Origin of the sequence: Stenotrophomonas sp. MYb238 (assembly GCF_009496535.1) — a bacterium.
GTDB lineage: Bacteria > Pseudomonadota > Gammaproteobacteria > Xanthomonadales > Xanthomonadaceae > Stenotrophomonas.
In genome coordinates this window covers 71,376-88,042 of sequence record NZ_WIDL01000005.1, presented here as the reverse complement: position 1 = coordinate 88,042, position 16,667 = coordinate 71,376, and the positions used below count along the sequence as shown (strand labels likewise).

13 protein-coding genes and 4 tRNA genes are annotated in these 16,667 nt (G+C 63.7%); 5 read left to right on the top strand and 12 right to left on the bottom strand.

The annotated features are described in order from the left end of the window. Positions 1 to 20 precede the first annotated feature (20 nt). From rplJ to CQ393_RS04975, 12 genes are all read right to left on the bottom strand, one after another. Entirely contained in the window at positions 21 to 554 is a 534-nt protein-coding gene (gene rplJ, locus CQ393_RS05030; protein ID WP_055767461.1) for a 50S ribosomal protein L10, read from the bottom strand. Positions 555 to 937: 383 nt separating this feature from the next. Beyond that, complete coding sequence (gene rplA, locus CQ393_RS05025; RefSeq protein ID WP_153190528.1) at positions 938 to 1,636, bottom strand: 50S ribosomal protein L1; 699 nt, start codon at positions 1,634 to 1,636, stop codon at positions 938 to 940. Between the two features lie 4 nt (positions 1,637 to 1,640). After that, complete coding sequence (gene rplK / locus CQ393_RS05020; protein WP_057636147.1) at positions 1,641 to 2,069, bottom strand: 50S ribosomal protein L11; 429 nt, start codon at positions 2,067 to 2,069, stop codon at positions 1,641 to 1,643. A gap of 200 nt (positions 2,070 to 2,269) precedes the next feature. Further along, the gene (gene nusG, locus CQ393_RS05015) at positions 2,270 to 2,830 is read right to left on the bottom strand and encodes a transcription termination/antitermination protein NusG (RefSeq protein WP_343199579.1); all 561 of its coding nucleotides are present in this window, start codon (positions 2,828 to 2,830) and stop codon (positions 2,270 to 2,272) included. A 10-nt stretch (positions 2,831 to 2,840) separates the two neighbouring features. Continuing rightward, positions 2,841 to 3,248, bottom strand: coding sequence for a preprotein translocase subunit SecE (gene secE, locus CQ393_RS05010; RefSeq protein ID WP_153190527.1), 408 nt, complete (start codon positions 3,246 to 3,248; stop codon positions 2,841 to 2,843). A 50-nt stretch (positions 3,249 to 3,298) separates the two neighbouring features. Continuing rightward, positions 3,299 to 3,374 (bottom strand) — tRNA-Trp (locus CQ393_RS05005). 107 nt (positions 3,375 to 3,481) lie between these two features. Further along, positions 3,482 to 4,672 (bottom strand): elongation factor Tu, encoded by a 1,191-nt coding sequence (tuf, locus tag CQ393_RS05000; RefSeq protein ID WP_153190526.1) that lies wholly within the window; start codon positions 4,670 to 4,672, stop codon positions 3,482 to 3,484. 47 nt (positions 4,673 to 4,719) lie between these two features. Further along, positions 4,720 to 4,795 (bottom strand) — tRNA-Thr (locus CQ393_RS04995). Positions 4,796 to 4,832: 37 nt separating this feature from the next. Beyond that, positions 4,833 to 4,906: transfer RNA gene (locus CQ393_RS04990), tRNA-Gly, on the bottom strand. A 27-nt stretch (positions 4,907 to 4,933) separates the two neighbouring features. Next, positions 4,934 to 5,019: transfer RNA gene (locus CQ393_RS04985), tRNA-Tyr, on the bottom strand. A gap of 136 nt (positions 5,020 to 5,155) precedes the next feature. Next, positions 5,156 to 6,118 carry an isoaspartyl peptidase/L-asparaginase gene (locus CQ393_RS04980; RefSeq protein ID WP_228114297.1) on the bottom strand — a complete coding sequence of 321 codons (963 nt, stop codon included), beginning with the start codon at positions 6,116 to 6,118 and terminating at the stop codon, positions 5,156 to 5,158. 199 nt (positions 6,119 to 6,317) lie between these two features. After that, a complete protein-coding gene (locus CQ393_RS04975) occupies positions 6,318 to 7,340 on the bottom strand; it encodes a cyanophycinase (RefSeq protein ID WP_153190524.1) in 1,023 nt (340 codons plus the stop codon). A 183-nt stretch (positions 7,341 to 7,523) separates the two neighbouring features. Here CQ393_RS04975 and CQ393_RS04970 point away from each other — a divergent pair, with 183 nt between their 5' ends. The 5 genes from CQ393_RS04970 to CQ393_RS04950 all read left to right on the top strand — a co-directional run bounded on the left by CQ393_RS04970 (position 7,524) and on the right by CQ393_RS04950 (position 16,664). Beyond that, positions 7,524 to 10,316, top strand: coding sequence for a TonB-dependent receptor (locus CQ393_RS04970; RefSeq protein ID WP_153190523.1), 2,793 nt, complete (start codon positions 7,524 to 7,526; stop codon positions 10,314 to 10,316). A 385-nt stretch (positions 10,317 to 10,701) separates the two neighbouring features. Beyond that, positions 10,702 to 11,832, top strand: coding sequence for an STY4528 family pathogenicity island replication protein (locus tag CQ393_RS18175; RefSeq protein ID WP_306767949.1), 1,131 nt, complete (start codon positions 10,702 to 10,704; stop codon positions 11,830 to 11,832). A 602-nt stretch (positions 11,833 to 12,434) separates the two neighbouring features. Continuing rightward, positions 12,435 to 13,298 carry an integrase domain-containing protein gene (locus CQ393_RS04960; protein WP_153190522.1) on the top strand — a complete coding sequence of 288 codons (864 nt, stop codon included), beginning with the start codon at positions 12,435 to 12,437 and terminating at the stop codon, positions 13,296 to 13,298. A gap of 92 nt (positions 13,299 to 13,390) precedes the next feature. Next, entirely contained in the window at positions 13,391 to 13,600 is a 210-nt protein-coding gene (locus tag CQ393_RS04955; RefSeq protein WP_153190521.1) for a helix-turn-helix domain-containing protein, read from the top strand. A gap of 67 nt (positions 13,601 to 13,667) precedes the next feature. Next, positions 13,668 to 16,664 carry a type I restriction endonuclease subunit R gene (locus CQ393_RS04950; protein ID WP_153190520.1) on the top strand — a complete coding sequence of 999 codons (2,997 nt, stop codon included), beginning with the start codon at positions 13,668 to 13,670 and terminating at the stop codon, positions 16,662 to 16,664. Positions 16,665 to 16,667 lie beyond the last annotated feature (3 nt).

Here is a 16,667-nt window from a genome sequence, read left to right as displayed (position 1 = left end):
GAACCACGAAAACGTCGAACTCAGGCGGTTTCAGCGGCCGGCTCGGCGGCTTCGACAGCCGCACCACCGTTCTGCTTCTCACCAACAGCCTTGACGGCGCGCGCGAACATCGTGACCGGCTCGGTCAGGACGCGGGCCAGCATGGCCAGGGCCTGATCACGGGTCGGCAGCGATGCCAGCACGTCGACGTGGCTCGCCGGGTAGACTTCGCCACCCACGGCCACGATCTTCGCCTGCAGCTTGTCGTTGCCCTTGGCGGCATCCTTGATCAGGCGACCGGCAGCGCCGGGCTCCTCGAGCGAAAACGCATACAGCAGCGGACCGACCATCTGGTCCTTAGCGACTGCGAAATCGGTGCCTTCGACGGCGCGCGCGGCCAGCGTGTTCTTGACAACCTTCAAGAAAACGCCAGTTTCGCGGGCCTGCTTGCGCATCGCGGTCATCTGAGCGACCGTGGTGCCAGCGTATTCGGCTGCGATCAAGGAGTGGGCCTTGGCGGCGACGTCTGCCAGCTCGGCGACTACTTCTTGCTTCTGGGACAGATTGAGAGCCATTGCACTCCTCCAATTGAACTCCGCTTACGGCTCCTGCCGTGTGCGGTCCTGTGCGGCATCCGTCCTGGACGCCGGGAACATCGGGATGATGCTCCGGGGGTGGGCCGTTCTAGACCTGGAGTGGGCCAACCTGGGAAACCCAGACGTGCGTGAACCAGAAAAACTCCAGAAGGGCACCATCTACGCAGGGTGATTCCGGGGAATCGATTAAGCGATCCCGCTATGCCGGCGGCGACTCCTTGCCAGATCGAGCTTCCGTGCCCGTCGCCGGTATGCGCTGACCGCGCCTGCGGTCTTTGACGGCTACCGCGGACGATGCACTGCCCGCGATGCCTTCAAATGTCACGGCCACGGCACCGAAGCGCCGCGGCCGCTTGAAACGATTACTTCAGGGTCAGCGACGACTGGTCGACGGTGACGCCCGGGCCCATCGTCGAGCTGACCGAGACCTTCTGCAGGTAGGTGCCCTTCGAGGTGGCCGGCTTGGCCTTGATCAGGTCCAGCAGCAGCGCCTGCAGGTTCGACTGCAGCGCGGCGTTGTCGAAGCTGGCCTTGCCGATGGTGCAGTGGATGATGCCGGCCTTGTCGGTGCGGTAACGGACCTGGCCCGACTTGGCGTTCTTCACGGCTTCGCCCGGGTTCGGGGAAACGGTGCCGACCTTCGGGTTCGGCATCAGGCCGCGCGGGCCCAGCACGGTGCCCAGCTTGCCGACGACGCGCATGGCGTCCGGGGTCGCGATGACCACGTCGTAGTTCAGGTCGCCGGCCTGCATCTTCTCGGCCAGGTCGTCCATGCCGACGGCTTCGGCGCCAGCGGCCAGGGCTTCGTCAGCCTTGGCGCCGGCCGGAGCGAACACGGCCACGCGGACCGACTTGCCGGTACCGGCCGGCAGCACGGTCGAACCGCGCACCTGCTGGTCGGACTTCTTCGCATCCACGCCCAGGCGCACGGCCACGTCGATCGACTCGACGAACTTGGCCTTGGTGGCGGTCTTCAGGATGTTGATCGCGTCCTCGAAGGCATAGGTCTTGCCCGGAACGACGGCGGCCTTGATGGCCTTCTCACGCTTGGTCTGTGCCATCAGATTAACCCTCCACCACCAGGCCCATGGAACGGGCCGAGCCCGCGATCGTACGCACGGCGGCGTCCAGGTCGGCAGCCGTCAGGTCCGGCTCCTTCGCCTTGCAGATTTCTTCCAGCTGCTTGCGCGTGACCTTGCCCACCTTGTCGGTGTTCGGACGCTTGGAGCCGGAGGTGATGCCCGCGGCCTTCTTCAGCAGCGTGGTCGCCGGGGTGCTCTTGGTGATGAAGGTGAACGTACGGTCCGAGTAGGCCGTGATGATCACCGGCACCGGCAGGCCCGGCTCCAGCTTCTGCGTGGCGGCATTGAACGCCTTGCAGAACTCCATGATGTTCAGGCCGCGCTGACCCAGCGCAGGACCGACCGGCGGCGAGGGGTTGGCCTGACCGGCCTTCACCTGCAGCTTGATGTAACCGACAACTTTCTTTGCCATTTGAGTGCTCTCCGGGTGCTAGCGCCTTGCGACAACAGGCTCCCCATCGGACCGGGAATCACGCGTCCCGGCATCGCGTTTTGAAATCTTGGAATCGCGCCAAAGGCCACCTCGCGGCAGCCTTTGGTTTCAGCCCCTTGCAGGGAGCCGGCAATTCTAGCAGTTTTTCCAAGGCCAACCTGAACAGGCTGGCGATACGATCAGACCGCCTTCTCGACCTGGCCGAATTCGAGCTCGACCGGGGTGGCGCGGCCGAAGATCAGCACCGACACGCGCAGGCGGCTCTTCTCGTAGTTGACTTCCTCGACCACGCCGTTGAAGTCGTTGAACGGGCCGTCGATGACGCGGACCATCTGGCCCGGCTCGAACAGCACCTTCGGACGCGGCTTCTCGACGCCTTCCTGGACGCGGTCCAGGATCGCGGCGGCCTCGTCGTCGCGGATCGGCAGCGGGCGATCGGCGGTACCGCCGATGAAACCCATCACCTTCGGGGTTTCCTTGACCAGGTGCCAGCTTTCGTTGTCGATGCGCGGGATGCCGGCTTCCTCGTGGGTCTCGATCTGGACCAGCACATAACCCGGGAAGAACTTGCGCTCGGAACGGCGCTTCTGGCCGGAACGCATTTCCACCACTTCCTCGGTCGGAACCAGGACGTCGCCGAAACGCTCCTCCATGCCATCGCGGACGATGCGGTCACGCAGGGCCTGGGCAACCGACTTCTCGAAGCCCGAATAGGCGTGGACGACGTACCAACGTTTCACTGTTATCTCCTCAACGACCCAGGAACCACTGGGTCAGCTTCTGGATCGCGAAGTCGAAACCACCCAGCAGCAGGCTCAGCACGATCACCACCACGATCACCACCCACGTCATGCGGATGGCTTCCTGGCGGGTCGGCCACACGACCTTGCGCAGCTCGAAACGAGATTCGGAAAGGAATTCGCGGGCCTGGTGACCCTTGGCGGTGAGCATGAACAGCGCGCCGCCGGCAACCAGGCCGACGACCACGGCCAGCGCACGCAGCTGACCCGACCATGCACCCAACTGGGCCGAGCGCAGCGGAGTGGAGAACCAGAACCAGACGAACAAGCCCGCCAGCACCAGCAGCCCGGCGCCAACGTACTTGACCATATCGCCACCCGAAGCGGCGCTCTTGGAATGTTCGATCTTGCTGTTCATCCGACTCTTGTTGCGGGCGCGACCAAGGTCACTGGATAGAGTGTGGCAAGTGGCACGCCAGGAGGGACTCGAACCCCCAACCTGCGGTTTTGGAGACCGCTGCTCTGCCAATTGAGCTACTGGCGTATGACTTGGCTTGTTTCACGTCCCTTAGACGGCGAAGGCGGACCGAGGTTCCCGGCCCGCCATTCGCGTACCAGCGGCAGACTCAACTACCGCCGGATACTGCAGGCTTACTTGGTGATCTTGGCGACCACGCCGGCGCCGACGGTACGGCCGCCTTCGCGGATCGCGAAGCGCAGGCCTTCGTCCATCGCCACCGGGTTGATCAGCGTGACCGACATCTTCACGTTGTCGCCCGGCATCACCATCTCGACGCCCTCCGGCAGCTGCACGGCGCCGGTGATGTCGGTGGTACGGAAGTAGAACTGCGGACGGTAGCCCTTGAAGAACGGGGTGTGACGGCCACCTTCGTCCTTGGACAGCACGTACACCTCGGCTTCGAACTCGGTGTGCGGGGTGATCGAACCCGGCTTGGCCAGCACCTGGCCGCGCTCCACGTCGTCACGCTTGGTGCCGCGCAGCAGCAGGCCCGCGTTGTCGCCCGCCTGGCCCTGGTCCAGCAGCTTGCGGAACATTTCCACGCCGGTCACGGTGGTCTTCTGGGTCGGGCGAATACCGACGATTTCGATTTCCTCACCCACCTTGATCACGCCGCGCTCGATACGGCCGGTCACCACGGTGCCGCGGCCCGAGATCGAGAACACGTCTTCCACCGGCATCAGGAACGGCTTGTCGACGTCACGCTCCGGGGTCGGGATCCAGCTGTCCAGCGCGTCGACCAGCTTCAGGATCGCCGGCACGCCGATGTCGCTCTGGTCGCCTTCCAGCGCCAGACGGGCCGAACCGTGCACGATCGGGGTGTCGTCGCCCGGGAAGTCGTACTTGCTCAGCAGCTCGCGCACTTCCATTTCCACCAGCTCGAGCAGCTCGGCGTCGTCCACCATGTCGGCCTTGTTCAGGAACACGACGATATACGGCACGCCGACCTGACGCGACAGCAGGATGTGCTCGCGGGTCTGCGGCATCGGGCCGTCAGCGGCCGAGCACACCAGGATCGCGCCGTCCATCTGCGCCGCACCGGTGATCATGTTCTTGACGTAGTCGGCGTGGCCCGGGCAGTCAACGTGGGCGTAGTGACGGGTCGCGGATTCGTACTCGACGTGCGCGGTCGAGATCGTGATGCCGCGCGCCTTCTCTTCCGGCGCGGCGTCGATCGAGGAGTAGTCCTTGAACTCGCCACCGAAACGCTCGGCACCGATCTTGGTCAGCGCGGCGGTCAGCGTGGTCTTGCCATGGTCGACGTGGCCGATGGTGCCGACGTTGACGTGCGGCTTGGTACGTTCGAACTTACCCTTGGACATGGCTGCTTCTTCTCGGTAACAGGTTGGTTATGGCGCTTTGAGCAAGATGGTGCTCACGAAAGGAATCGAACCTTCGACCTCCTCCTTACCAAGGAGGTGCTCTACCGACTGAGCTACGTGAGCGAGTTTTGTATTATGGCATGTTTTTTCATTCGTTCAATGGAGCGGGAGACGGGAATCGAACCCGCACCATCAGCTTGGAAGGCTGAGGTTCTACCATTGAACTACTCCCGCACCGGGAACGACGCCACAACATGAAACTGGTGGAGGGAGGTGGATTCGAACCACCGAAGGCGTAAGCCAGCAGATTTACAGTCTGCCCCCGTTGGCCGCTTGGGTATCCCTCCGCTCCACCCCTCTTTGATGACCTTGGCCTAACCGGTCAGGGGTGGGAGAGCCCGCTATTCTGGTGATGGCGCACGATGCTGTCAACAGAAATTTTCACATTCCGCGAAAATTCCGCTGCCCGCCTCCGCCGCGCTTTCACTCGCCCGGCATCTTCAGCTTTTCGTCGGCGAAGACCGCCACGTGCGGCACGCCATCGGCACCGATCCAGCCGCGGTACATGCCCTCGGTATTGAACGGCGTGGCCGCCTTGCCGTCGGCCGACAGCACGATCGCGCCGCCATCGCCGCCCAGTTCCGGCACGCGCTTGACGATGACCTCCTCGCCGGCCTGCGCCGGGGTCTCCCGCAGGTACTTCATGCGCGAACAGATCTCGTGGGCCGCGGCCAGGCGGATGTAGAACTCGCCCCAGCCGGTGCCCGACACCGCGCAGCTGTCGCTGGCGTAGGTGCCGGCGCCGATGATCGGCGAATCGCCCACGCGCCCGTAGCGCTTGTTGGTCATGCCGCCGGTGGAGGTGCCGGCGGCGAGCTTGCCCTGCGCATCCAGCGCCACCGCGCCGACGGTGCCGAAGTGCTTTGCCGTCTCCAGGTCGGCGTGCGCTTGGCCGGCCGCCTCCTCCTTCAGTGCACGCTGCAGCTGCTGCCAGCGCTTCTCGGTGCGGAAATAGGAGGGATCGACCTGCTCGATCTTCTGCTCGGCGGCGAACATCTCCGCGCCCTGCCCCACCATCATCACGTGCGGCGAGTGCTCCATCACCGCGCGCGCCAGCAGGATGGGGTTCTTGACGGTATGCACGCCGGCCACCGCACCGGCGCGCAGCGTGGCGCCATCCATCAGCGAGGCGTCGAGTTCGTTCCTGCCGTCATGGGTGAAGACGGCGCCGCGGCCAGCATTGAAGGTCGGATCGTTCTCCAGCACGGTGATCGCGGCGGTCACCGCATCCATCGCCGGCTTGCCGGCGGCAAGCGCCTCGTGCCCCTTGCGCAGGGCGGCTTCCAGGGCGGCGCGGGCGGCGCGCATTTCTTCCGGCTTGAGGTCCTGGCGCTCCACGCCCGCCCCGCCGTGGATCACGAGCAGCGGCGACGCCGGCGCCGCCATGGCGGCCGCGGAAGACAACGAGGCCAGGCCCAGCAATACGGCGGAAGTCAGCTTCATGTTTCTTCACTCTGGAAAGGTGCCCGATTCTAGGCACGCCTTCGCCGCGCTGAACAGTCGCCGCGCCGGCGACGCCCCGCGCGGGCAAAAAGGAAAGGGGCCGAAGCCCCTTCCATCCAACGCCCCGGCGTACTGCCGCCGGTCAGTCCGGCTGGAGTTCCAGCTCCCCGTCCACCACGCTGGCGACCGCGGTGAACGCCGGGTTGTCCACCGTGAAGCCGTCCAGGTGCAGCCGGCTGCCGGAGCCCACGCCCGTCACCGGGATGGAGCTGAATTCCAGCGACTGCCCGCTGCTCAGGCGGTCGGCGGTGCGCTGCGGCATCACCAGCCAGGCATAGCCATCGTCGAGCGAGTACACGCGGCCGCGGCCGTCCGCTTCCACGCACAGGGCGGTGTCCTCGTCCACGCCGATGCCGACGATGTCGTCCTGCCCCTTTTCCTGGGCGGCGCGCGCGACGAACACGATCAGCCGCCCCAGGCGGTCGCGCTTGGCGAAATGGGTGTCGGTGACGACGTTGGACAGGTACGGCATGGCCAGGAAGTCCCGGTCCATGGTGACCTCGCTGCCCATCGGATCGCTCAGCGCGGCCGGCGAGTTGATGCTGCCACCGTCCAGCGCGCCGTAGCTGTAGCCGCCAAGGATCGCCAGGCCGGCGCTGGTGCCGCCGATCGGCTTGCCCGCCGCGACGTGCTCGTTGAGCGCCTGGTTCAATTCGGTCCCTTTCCAGAAGCGGATGTAGCGCGACTGGTCGCCGCCGGCGATGAAGATCGCATCCGCGCCGCGCACGACGCGCAGCACCGCCGGGTCGTCGGCCGCCTTGCGGCTGTCGAACACCAGGGTCTGCACCGAGGTGACCCCGCCGATGTCGTGGTACAGCTCCTTCTGCAGGTTGTCGTCGCCGGAGGCGCGCAGGATCACTACGCGGCCGTGGCCCGCGCGCTCGACCCACCAATGGAAGGCATCGGGAACCCAGTCGCCGCCGCCCATCAGCATCATCGCCGCCTGGGTCCGGCCGGGGCGCGGCGCGTCGAGATCGCCCACCTCGTAATAGCGGTAGCCCGGATCGGACAGCCCGCGGCTGCCGGCCGCCCCCGCCGCTCCAGCCAAGGCCAGCGCGGCCAAGGCCAGGACGATACGCCCGTAACGGAAGATCTCCGGTTTCATACCGCCCTCCAACACCGCATGTAATCGCTTCCACGCCGTAATGCCAGACTTTCCGGCAGTGGTCAAGCATGTAAAAAAGGTGTTAGATGACCACGCCCCATTCACGTTTCGAACGGGGCCTTCCCGGCGCTTGCGCGGGCCGACCAGAACACTCCCGGAACACTTTCAGCAGAGATCCGATTCATGCGCAGACACGCGATGGTGCGTTCAATCCAGTTGGCCTTGCTTGGCATGGCCGCCCCCGCAATGGCTCTGGCCCAGAGCACCGACAACGATCAAACCAAGCAGCTGGATACCGTGCAGGTCACCGGTTCGCGCATCCCGCGCGCGCAGGTCGAAGGCCCCGCCCCGGTCACGGTGGTCAACGCCGAGCAGATCAAGGCGGCCGGCTTCACCTCGGTCCCGGACGTGCTGCGCTCGCTGAGCCAGAACAACGGCTACACGCAGGGCCAGCAGAACACCACCGGCGCGCAGTCGACCCCGGGCGCGCAGGCTGTCGACCTGCGCGGCCTCGGCCCCAACCACACCCTGGTGCTGATCAACGGCCGCCGCGTCGCCGATTTCCCGCTGCCGCTCAACGGCAAGAGCAACTTCACCGACATCGGCAACATCCCGCTGGGCATGATCGACCGCATCGAGGTGCTGACCGGCAGCGCCTCGGCGGTCTACGGCTCCGACGCGATGGCCGGCGTGATCAACTTCATCCTGAAGAAGTCCACCGACGGCACCACCATCGACTACCGCTACGGCGACACCAGCCGCGGCGGCGGCGAATCCCACGACCTGACCCTCACCACCGGCTTCGAACGCGGCAACTTCAGCGGCATCGTCGGCGTGGAACTGATGGACAAGCGCCCGGTGTGGGGCACCCAGCGCAAGGTGCAGGACTCCACGCTCGACGGCCCGACCGCGCGCAGCCGGCTGCCGAGCCTGGTCGCCCGCCGCTACGACGTCGACGACGACGTGGCGCTCGATCCGGAAGGCGACTGCGCCGCGCTGGCGGGCACGAACAGCGGCACCACCCATCTGGCCGAGGACCGCTACGGCGAGCCCTATTGCGGCAGCGAGCGGGTCACCGCCCAGCGCACCATCAACAACCAGCGCAAGGGCGCCACCGCCTACGGTTCGTTCGAATACCGCTTCGACGACACCCTGTCCTGGTTCGCCGACGTCCAGCTCGGCCGCCAGGAGGTCAAGCTGATGACCGGCAACGGCAGCCCCACGGCGGTCAGCGACAACATGGGCTGGGAATTCCACGACCCGGCCTCGACCGACAACAACGACAAGGTGTTCTACAACGCCGGCACCGGCCACTACGAGATCTGGCAGCGGCAGTTCAGCCCCGAGGAAGTCGGCGGGCTGAAGAACCGCATGAACACCACCACGCAGAAGACGCTGTCGGCGACCACCGGCCTGAAGGGCATGTTCGGCGACGCCTGGAACTGGGAAGGCGCCTACAACCACTCCCAGTACAAGGCCGACGTGAAGATGCCGCGCATCAGAGCCGACGCCGCCAACCGCCTGTTCCTGGGCGAGCGGCTGGGCTACGACGACGACGGCTACGCGATCTACAACCCGGATCCGGAACGCCTGTTCAAGCCGCTGACGCCGGCCGAGTTCGCCTCCATCGCGGCGATGTCCACTTTCCGCCCCGAGGCCAAGAACGACAACGTCAGCTTCACCGCCGATACGTCGGACCTGTTCTCGTTGCCGGCCGGCGACGTGGGCTTCGCCGGCGTGGTCGAGTATGGCCGCCAGTCCTACGCCATCCACCCCGACCCGCTGGCGCTGACCGCGGACGCCTATTACGGCCCGCAGTACGGCGATGGCAGCGGCAGCCGCAACCGCTGGAGCGCCGCGGGCGAACTGCGCGTGCCGGTGGCGTCGAGCCTGCAAGCCAGCCTGGCCGGTCGCTACGACCGCTACAGCTTCGGCAACAGGCATCCGGGCAAGTTCACCTACAGCGCGGGCCTGGAATGGCGCCCGTTCGACACGCTGCTGGTGCGCGGCTCCTACGGCACCGGTTTCCGCGCGCCGGACATGCACTACCTGTTCGCCGGCGACGACTACTACCGCAAGGTCTCGACGGATTACTACCAGTGCCGCCAGGACGAGCCGGGCTTCAGCGACGGCGACTGCTGGGACGACGGCAGCTGGGACAGCAACACGCTCGACGTCTATGCCGGCAACAAGGACCTGGACGTGGAGACCAGCAAGTCGTTCACCGCCGGCTTCGTGTGGTCGCCCATCGCCAACTTCGACCTGGCGGTGGACTACTACAAGATCAAGGTGATGAACCAGGTGCAGTCGCAGGACCGCGAAATCCTGCGCATCACCGAAGCCAACTGCCGCCTGGGCAAGACCGACACCGGCGCGACAGTCGACCCGAGCTCGCCGACCTGCGTGGACGCGATGGCGCGCGTGATCCGCGATGCCGGCGGCACCATCACCAGCGTCCACTTCGCGCCGATCAACATCGCCCGCGAGGAGACGTCCGGCATCGACGTGGCCGCGAACTACCGCCTGCAGACGGCGGCGGCCGGCGACTTCAGCTTCACCGGCACCTACACCTGGGCCCATCGCCACACCCGCCAGCAGTACCCGGGCGATCCGACCGAGGACATGCTGTCGGTCACCTTCAGCGACACCACCCTGCCGCGGGTCAAGTCCAACCTGGGCGTGACCTGGGACAAGGGCGCGTGGGGCGCCAGCCTGTTCGGCGACTACCTGGGCCGCGTCGCCAACTACGACAACGATGCCTGGACCGAAGCCACCTGGCGTTTCAATGCCGGCGCGCGCTACGACATCAACGACCACCTGCGGGTGTCGCTGTCGGTCAACAACCTGTTCGACAAGATGCCGCCGCGCGACGCGACCTGGGCCGCGTACCCGTACTACAACACCTCGTGGTTCGACGCGATCGGCCGCAGCTACTTCGTACAGGTCACCTGGAAGCTGGGCGGCAAACCGCTGTAAGCCGGCAGCGCCCGGAAAGCAAACCGGAAAACCCGCCGAAAGGCGGGTTTTCCCGTCTTTGGCGGCAGCTTGTTCGCGCGCGTGCGGACGAATCGTGCGAACGGGTTCGCGGCCGAAGCCGCTGCTGCTCGGCGAGCACGCGTTGCCGTTGAGGCCATTGTCTGCACTGTGTGAAACGCGCCAAGGAAGACCGGCGAGGCGGATTCACAGCCAGCGAACCCGTAGCGGAAAACCACGGGGCAATTTTTCATGTACGGGATCGGGATCGCCCAGATCGCCTGGGCGTCATGCGGACCGCGTTTCGCGGCTGAAGCCACTCCTACGGTGCACCGGTACGCACGAGCTCGCCTTGCGCGTCGTGGTTGGAAGCCCGATGTGAATCGCGTTGGGGAAGCCCCGCAAATCGAGGAGGATTCGTTTCCGGCAAGCCGGAAGCGGGAATTCGCCGGGAAGTGGAATTTTCATCCATGGAAGCGGGATCGCTTTGATCGCCCAAGCGCCATGCGAACCGCGTTCGCGGCTGAAGCCGCTCCTACAGCGTGCGCCAATACGCACGAACCCGCCTTGCGGGTCCGGGCATGGCCTGCGCCGCGTTCTCGTCGTACTTCGGCTGACGGGGTGGATCAGTCTGGTGGGCCAGCACCGCGATCCTCTGACCGGCCATGTGCTCAGCGAGCTGTATCGGGTTCACGAAAGCGCCCTGCACTTCCAACAGGCCTGCGCACTCGATGCCAGTCTGCCCGCGCTTTTGCAAGCCTCCATCGGCCACGAAAACAACCAGGTGGATCGGGTGGCCGTCCACATTCAGGCAACGCTGGCGCAGGCACCGGAAGCTGCTTCCATTGCGGCCCACGATCAATTCCGCGATGACGATGATTTGCCCCCGATGCCGCCGTCGCCGGCAAGCGAGGCAGCTGACCCACTGCCATTGGCTGGCGATTCCGCTGGCAGCACGCTTGTTCCGCAACAGACCGGGCACGCTCGCCACATGACGACTGAGCAGAGCAGTACGTATAAGACGTATATGTATAAAAAAGAACGTACGTACCGCGCGCGCGAAGAAAACAGCGATCCCGCATCGCGGCGGTTGAGCTTGCCGCCCTGCCTGAGCAATGCCCAGGCAGACCAGCAAAAGGACGTGCAGGCCGCCTTGCGGCGGCTGCCGCCGCAGCATCGCCAGGAAGTGCTCGACGAGTTGCAGGCACGCAGCCAGAGCGGCACCGTGCGCAATGTCGTGGCCTACTTCTTCGCCTTGGTGAAGCGCGTCTTTGCGGGTGAATTCCGCCTGTGGGCAGGTCGTAAGGAGACATCTGCCGCCCCACGGCCTGCCGAAAATCGGCCTGCTGGTGTGCCACGCACCGAACACCGTCCAGAACCGACTGCGCCACCGGCATCGCGTGAAACCGCCCTGGCGCACATCGCCAACATCCGCAAGATGCTGAATGCCCCGACGAACGCTGGGGACATCGCAGCACAGGCAATGCAGACCAGGGGATGGCAGCCGCTTCATGCGTAGCAAATGCTGCCGCGAAACGGGTCGTCACTGCACGCCGCAGTGACGACCCCGCCCACGCCAGCAACAATGCGGGCGAATGCCGAATCCTATTGCGTGCGGCAGACATGATGATGGCCGCCCTACACTGACCGGGCAGTTGCCAAGACCGATGGGCTTTGTACATCGTTGCCCCCAACAGCGCAGGTTCCTGCAAGCGCTGGCCCGACAGGGTGAAGCCACCCCAGGTATGCCCAGGCTCAGACCGCATACCGACCCTACCCAAGGGCAGAGCCTTCTTCGTCTGTTTGAACTCATCCCTACCGCGCCGCCTTGCGCACCGTCCTTTGCGGCAATTGCCTTTGTGCAACGTACAGGGCTGCCGCTGCATTTCTCATCCCACTCACTTCATAGGAGGACTCGTCCACGTTCGCATCACTTTCGTCTTGTAGTACCTCCGTCCGGGCTTCCAGCAGGAAGCAAGACGGACGCCTCATTCGAGGCTCTGGTGTCTCCTGAACACCATGCCCTTGCCCTCACGGGATCTCGTCTTGGCGAGTTGGCACCAACACTAACCATTGAGTTTCAGGACAACGCAGTACGGCCATTTGCTTGGAGGCCGGAAGATGGACGACTTGACCTACACCCTGCGGCAGCTATGCCAGCGCAACCGTGACGGCAGCCACAACACACAGGCCGACCGGATGCCTTCTCTCGCGCTGGCTGCGCGGCAACTGCGCGAGGCCGGTTTCCGGCAGATGAAGGCTTCGTCGCTCAAGGGCAAACATGTCCAGGCGCTGCTGGAACGCTGGCAAGGCGAAGATTTGTCGTCTGGCACTATCAAAAATCGGCTCTCCCACCTGCGCTGGTGGGCGGAGAAGATCGGCAAGGCCGGCATCCTGCCCTCGGACAACACACAGCTTGGTGTGCCCGAGCGCCGCTATGTGACCAACATCAGCAAGGCCCAAAAACTGGGTACAGGTCTTGAACAGGTCACCGACGCGCACGTACGCATGAGCCTTCATCTACAGGCCGCCTTCGGATTACGTCGGGAGGAAGCGATCAAGTTCCAGCCCAGTTACGCAGATCGGGGCGACCACATCGCCCTGAAGGGATCGTGGACCAAGGGCGGTCGGGAGCGAACTGTGCCCATCACCACGACAGAGCAACGCGACGCGCTCCACGCAGCACACCGCCTGGCGGGCACAGGATCACTGATCCCGGCAAACAAGACCTACATCCAGCAGCGGCACATCTACGATGGGCAGTGCAAGGCGGCGGGGCTGAGCAATATGCATGGGCTGCGGCATCAGTATGCACAGATGCGATATGAAATATTGACGGGGTGGAAGTCACCAGCAGCAGGCGGACCTGGCAAGGCTCAATTCGGTCTGTCGCAGCGCTTGGTCGACCGCCACGCCCGCCAGCAAATCAGCCGTGAACTCGGGCATGAGCGGTTGACGTTGACGTCGATCTATCTGGGAGCTTGAGGTTGGCTAGGCGGGTGCTTAAATATCATTTCAATGATAGACTTCAGTCGATTTAAGACGACTTTAAAACATAATTCCAGAGCGCCATCGACATGAGCACTGAACCGTGGGTGACTGCTGAACACGTGGCCCAGCATCTGGGTGTCGCCAAAGACACTGTTTATCGCTGGAGAGAGCGCAAGGGCCTACCAGCGCACCGCGTAGGGCGGCTGTGGAAGTTTCAATTGTCCGAAGTGGACGAGTGGGTGCGCGCAGGCGGAGCTGACGAAGGTGCCACTGAGTCAGGGAGTCAACACACATGAGCACTACGGCTTTTACCCGCCCATGCAATGGCGCTCGTAAACCATTTGGGTCCTTGAGAAAAGAGTCATGACGACCTCAGAACAACAAATCGAACTCGATCTGATCGCCAAGCTTGGTGACCTCAAGTACACCTATCGCCCAGATATCCGGGACCGTGCTGCGCTAGAGGCCAACTTTCGCGCCAAATTTGAGGCACTCAACCGGGTGCGTCTGACCGACAGTGAGTTCCAACGCTTGCTGGACAGCATTATCACGCCCGATGCCTACAACGCCGCCCAAACGCTGCGCAACATCAACGCCTTCGAGCGCGACGACGGCACACCGCTGAACTACACCTTGGTGAACATTCGGGACTGGTGCAAGAACGACTTCGAGGTCGTCAACCAGCTGCGCATGAACACCGACAACAGCAATCACCGCTACGACGTGATCCTGCTTATCAACGGCGTGCCGGTGGTGCAGATCGAGCTGAAGACGCTGGCGGTCAGCCCGCGCCGCGCGATGCAGCAGATCGTCGATTACAAGGGCGACCCCGGCAACGGCTATGGCAAAACCCTGCTGTGCTTCTTGCAGCTCTTCATCGTCAGCAACCGCACCCACACCTGGTACTTCGCGAACAACAACGCCCGGCACTTCAGCTTCAATGCCGATGAGCGCTTCTTGCCGGTCTACCAGTTCGCCAGCGAAGACAACAAGAAGGTCACCCAGCTCGACAGCTTCGCCGACAAGTTCTTGGCCAAGTGCACTTTGGGCCAGATGATCAGCCGCTACATGGTGCTGGTCGCCAGCGAGCAGAAGCTGCTGATGATGCGGCCGTACCAAATCTATGCCGTCAAAGCCATCGTGGAGTGCATCCACCAGAACTGCGGCAACGGCTACATCTGGCACACCACCGGCTCGGGCAAGACGCTGACCTCGTTCAAGGCCTCCACCCTGCTCAAAGACAACCCGGACATCGACAAGTGCCTGTTCGTGGTGGACCGCAAAGACCTGGATCGCCAGACGCGCGAAGAATTCAACCGCTTCCAGGAAGGCTGCGTCGAAGAGAACACCAACACCGAAACACTGGTGCGCCGCCTGCTGTCCGACGACTACGCCGACAAGGTGATCGTCACCACCATCCAGAAACTCGGCTTGGCGCTGGACGAGAACAGCAAGCGCAACAAGCAGAAAGAAAAGCAGGGCCAGGAGACCTACAAGCAGCGTCTGGAGCCCCTACGGGAGCAGCGCGTGGTGTTCATCTTCGACGAGTGCCACCGCTCGCAGTTCGGAGACAACCACAAGGCCATCAAGGAGTTCTTCCCGAAGGCCCAGTTGTTTGGCTTCACCGGCACCCCGATCTTCAAGGACAACGCCACGGCCGTACAGATCGAAGGCCAGCAGGCCAGCTATCGCACCACAGATGACCTATTCCAGCGCTGCCTGCACGAATACACGATCACGCACGCCATCGAAGACCAGAATGTCCTGAAGTTCCACATCGACTTCTTCAAGCCCGAGGGCAAAAAGCCGCCCAAGCCGGGTGAGGGGCTGCCGAAGGCCAAGGTCATCGAGACCATCCTGGCCAAGCACGATGCCGCCACCAACGGGCGCAAGTTCAATGCCGTACTGGCCACCGCCAGCATCAATGACGCCATCGAGTATTTCGAGGCCTTCAAGGAACTGCAGGGTAAAAAGCGGTCAGAGGATGACAGCTTCGGTCCGCTGAACGTGGCCTGCGTGTTCTCTCCCCCTGCCGAAGGCAACAAGGACGTTCAGCAGATTCAAGAAGACCTGCCGCAGGAGAAGGCCGACAACCAGCAGGACCCCGAAGGCAAGAAAGCCGCGCTCACGCGCATCATGGCCGACTACAACGCGCGCTTCGGCACGAACCACCGCATTGCCGAGTTCGACCTGTACTACCAGGACGTGCAGAAGCGCATCAAGGACCAGCAATACCCGAATGCCGACTTGCGGCACAGCCAGAAGATCGACATCACCATCGTGGTGGACATGCTGCTCACCGGCTTCGACTCCAAGTACCTCAACACGCTGTACGTGGACAAGAACCTCAAGTACCACGGCCTGATCCAAGCGTTCTCGCGCACAAACCGCGTCTTGAACGACAGCAAACCCTACGGCAATGTGCTCGACTTCCGCCAGCAGCAAAAGCCTGTGGAAGAGGCCATCGCGCTGTTCTCGGGCGAGAAGACCGACAACCCGCGCGAAATCTGGCTGGTGGACCCGGCGCCCAAGGTCATCGACACCTTGCAAGCCGCAACGCAAAAGCTGGCGGACTTCATGCAGTCACAAGGCCTGACGAACGCCCCGGAAGAAGTCGCCAACCTGAAGGGTGACGCTGCGCGCAGCCAGTTCGTCAACCTCTTCAAAGAAGTGCAGCGCCTCAAAACGCAGCTGGATCAATACACCGACCTGTCGGAAGAGCAGAAAACGCAGATCAACCAGATCGCCCCGCCCGACCAGATGCTGGGCTTCAAGGGCGTGTACCTGGAGACGGCCAAGCGCCTGAAGGCCCAGCAAGATCGCGACCACACCCCTCCCGAAGTGCAGCAGCTCGATTTCGAGTTCGTGCTCTTCGCCTCGGCGGTGATCGACTACGACTACATCATGGGCCTGATTGCCCGCATGACGCAGCAGAAGCCCGGCAAGCTGACCTTGAACCGCGAGCAGCTCATCGGCCTGATCCAGGCCGATGCCAAGTTCATCGACGATCGAGACGACATCGCCGAGTACATCCGCGGGCTGCCCGTGGGCCAAGCCTTGGACGAGGACGCCATTCGCAATGGCTTTGACCGCTTCAAGGTCGCGAAGAAGCAACGTGTGATCGCCGACATCGCAAAGCGCCATGGCCTGGCAATCGATGCTCTTCAAGGCTTTGTCGATGGCGTGCTGCGTCGCCGCATCTTTGATGGCGAAGCGCTGAGTGAACTGATGGCGCCGCTGGACCTGGGTTGGAAAGCACGCACGCAGAAGGAATTGGCGTTGATGGAAGAACTGACGCCGCTGCTGCACAAACTGGCGCAAGGGCGAGAGATTTCCGGACTCAGCGCATATGAGCAGTAGAGG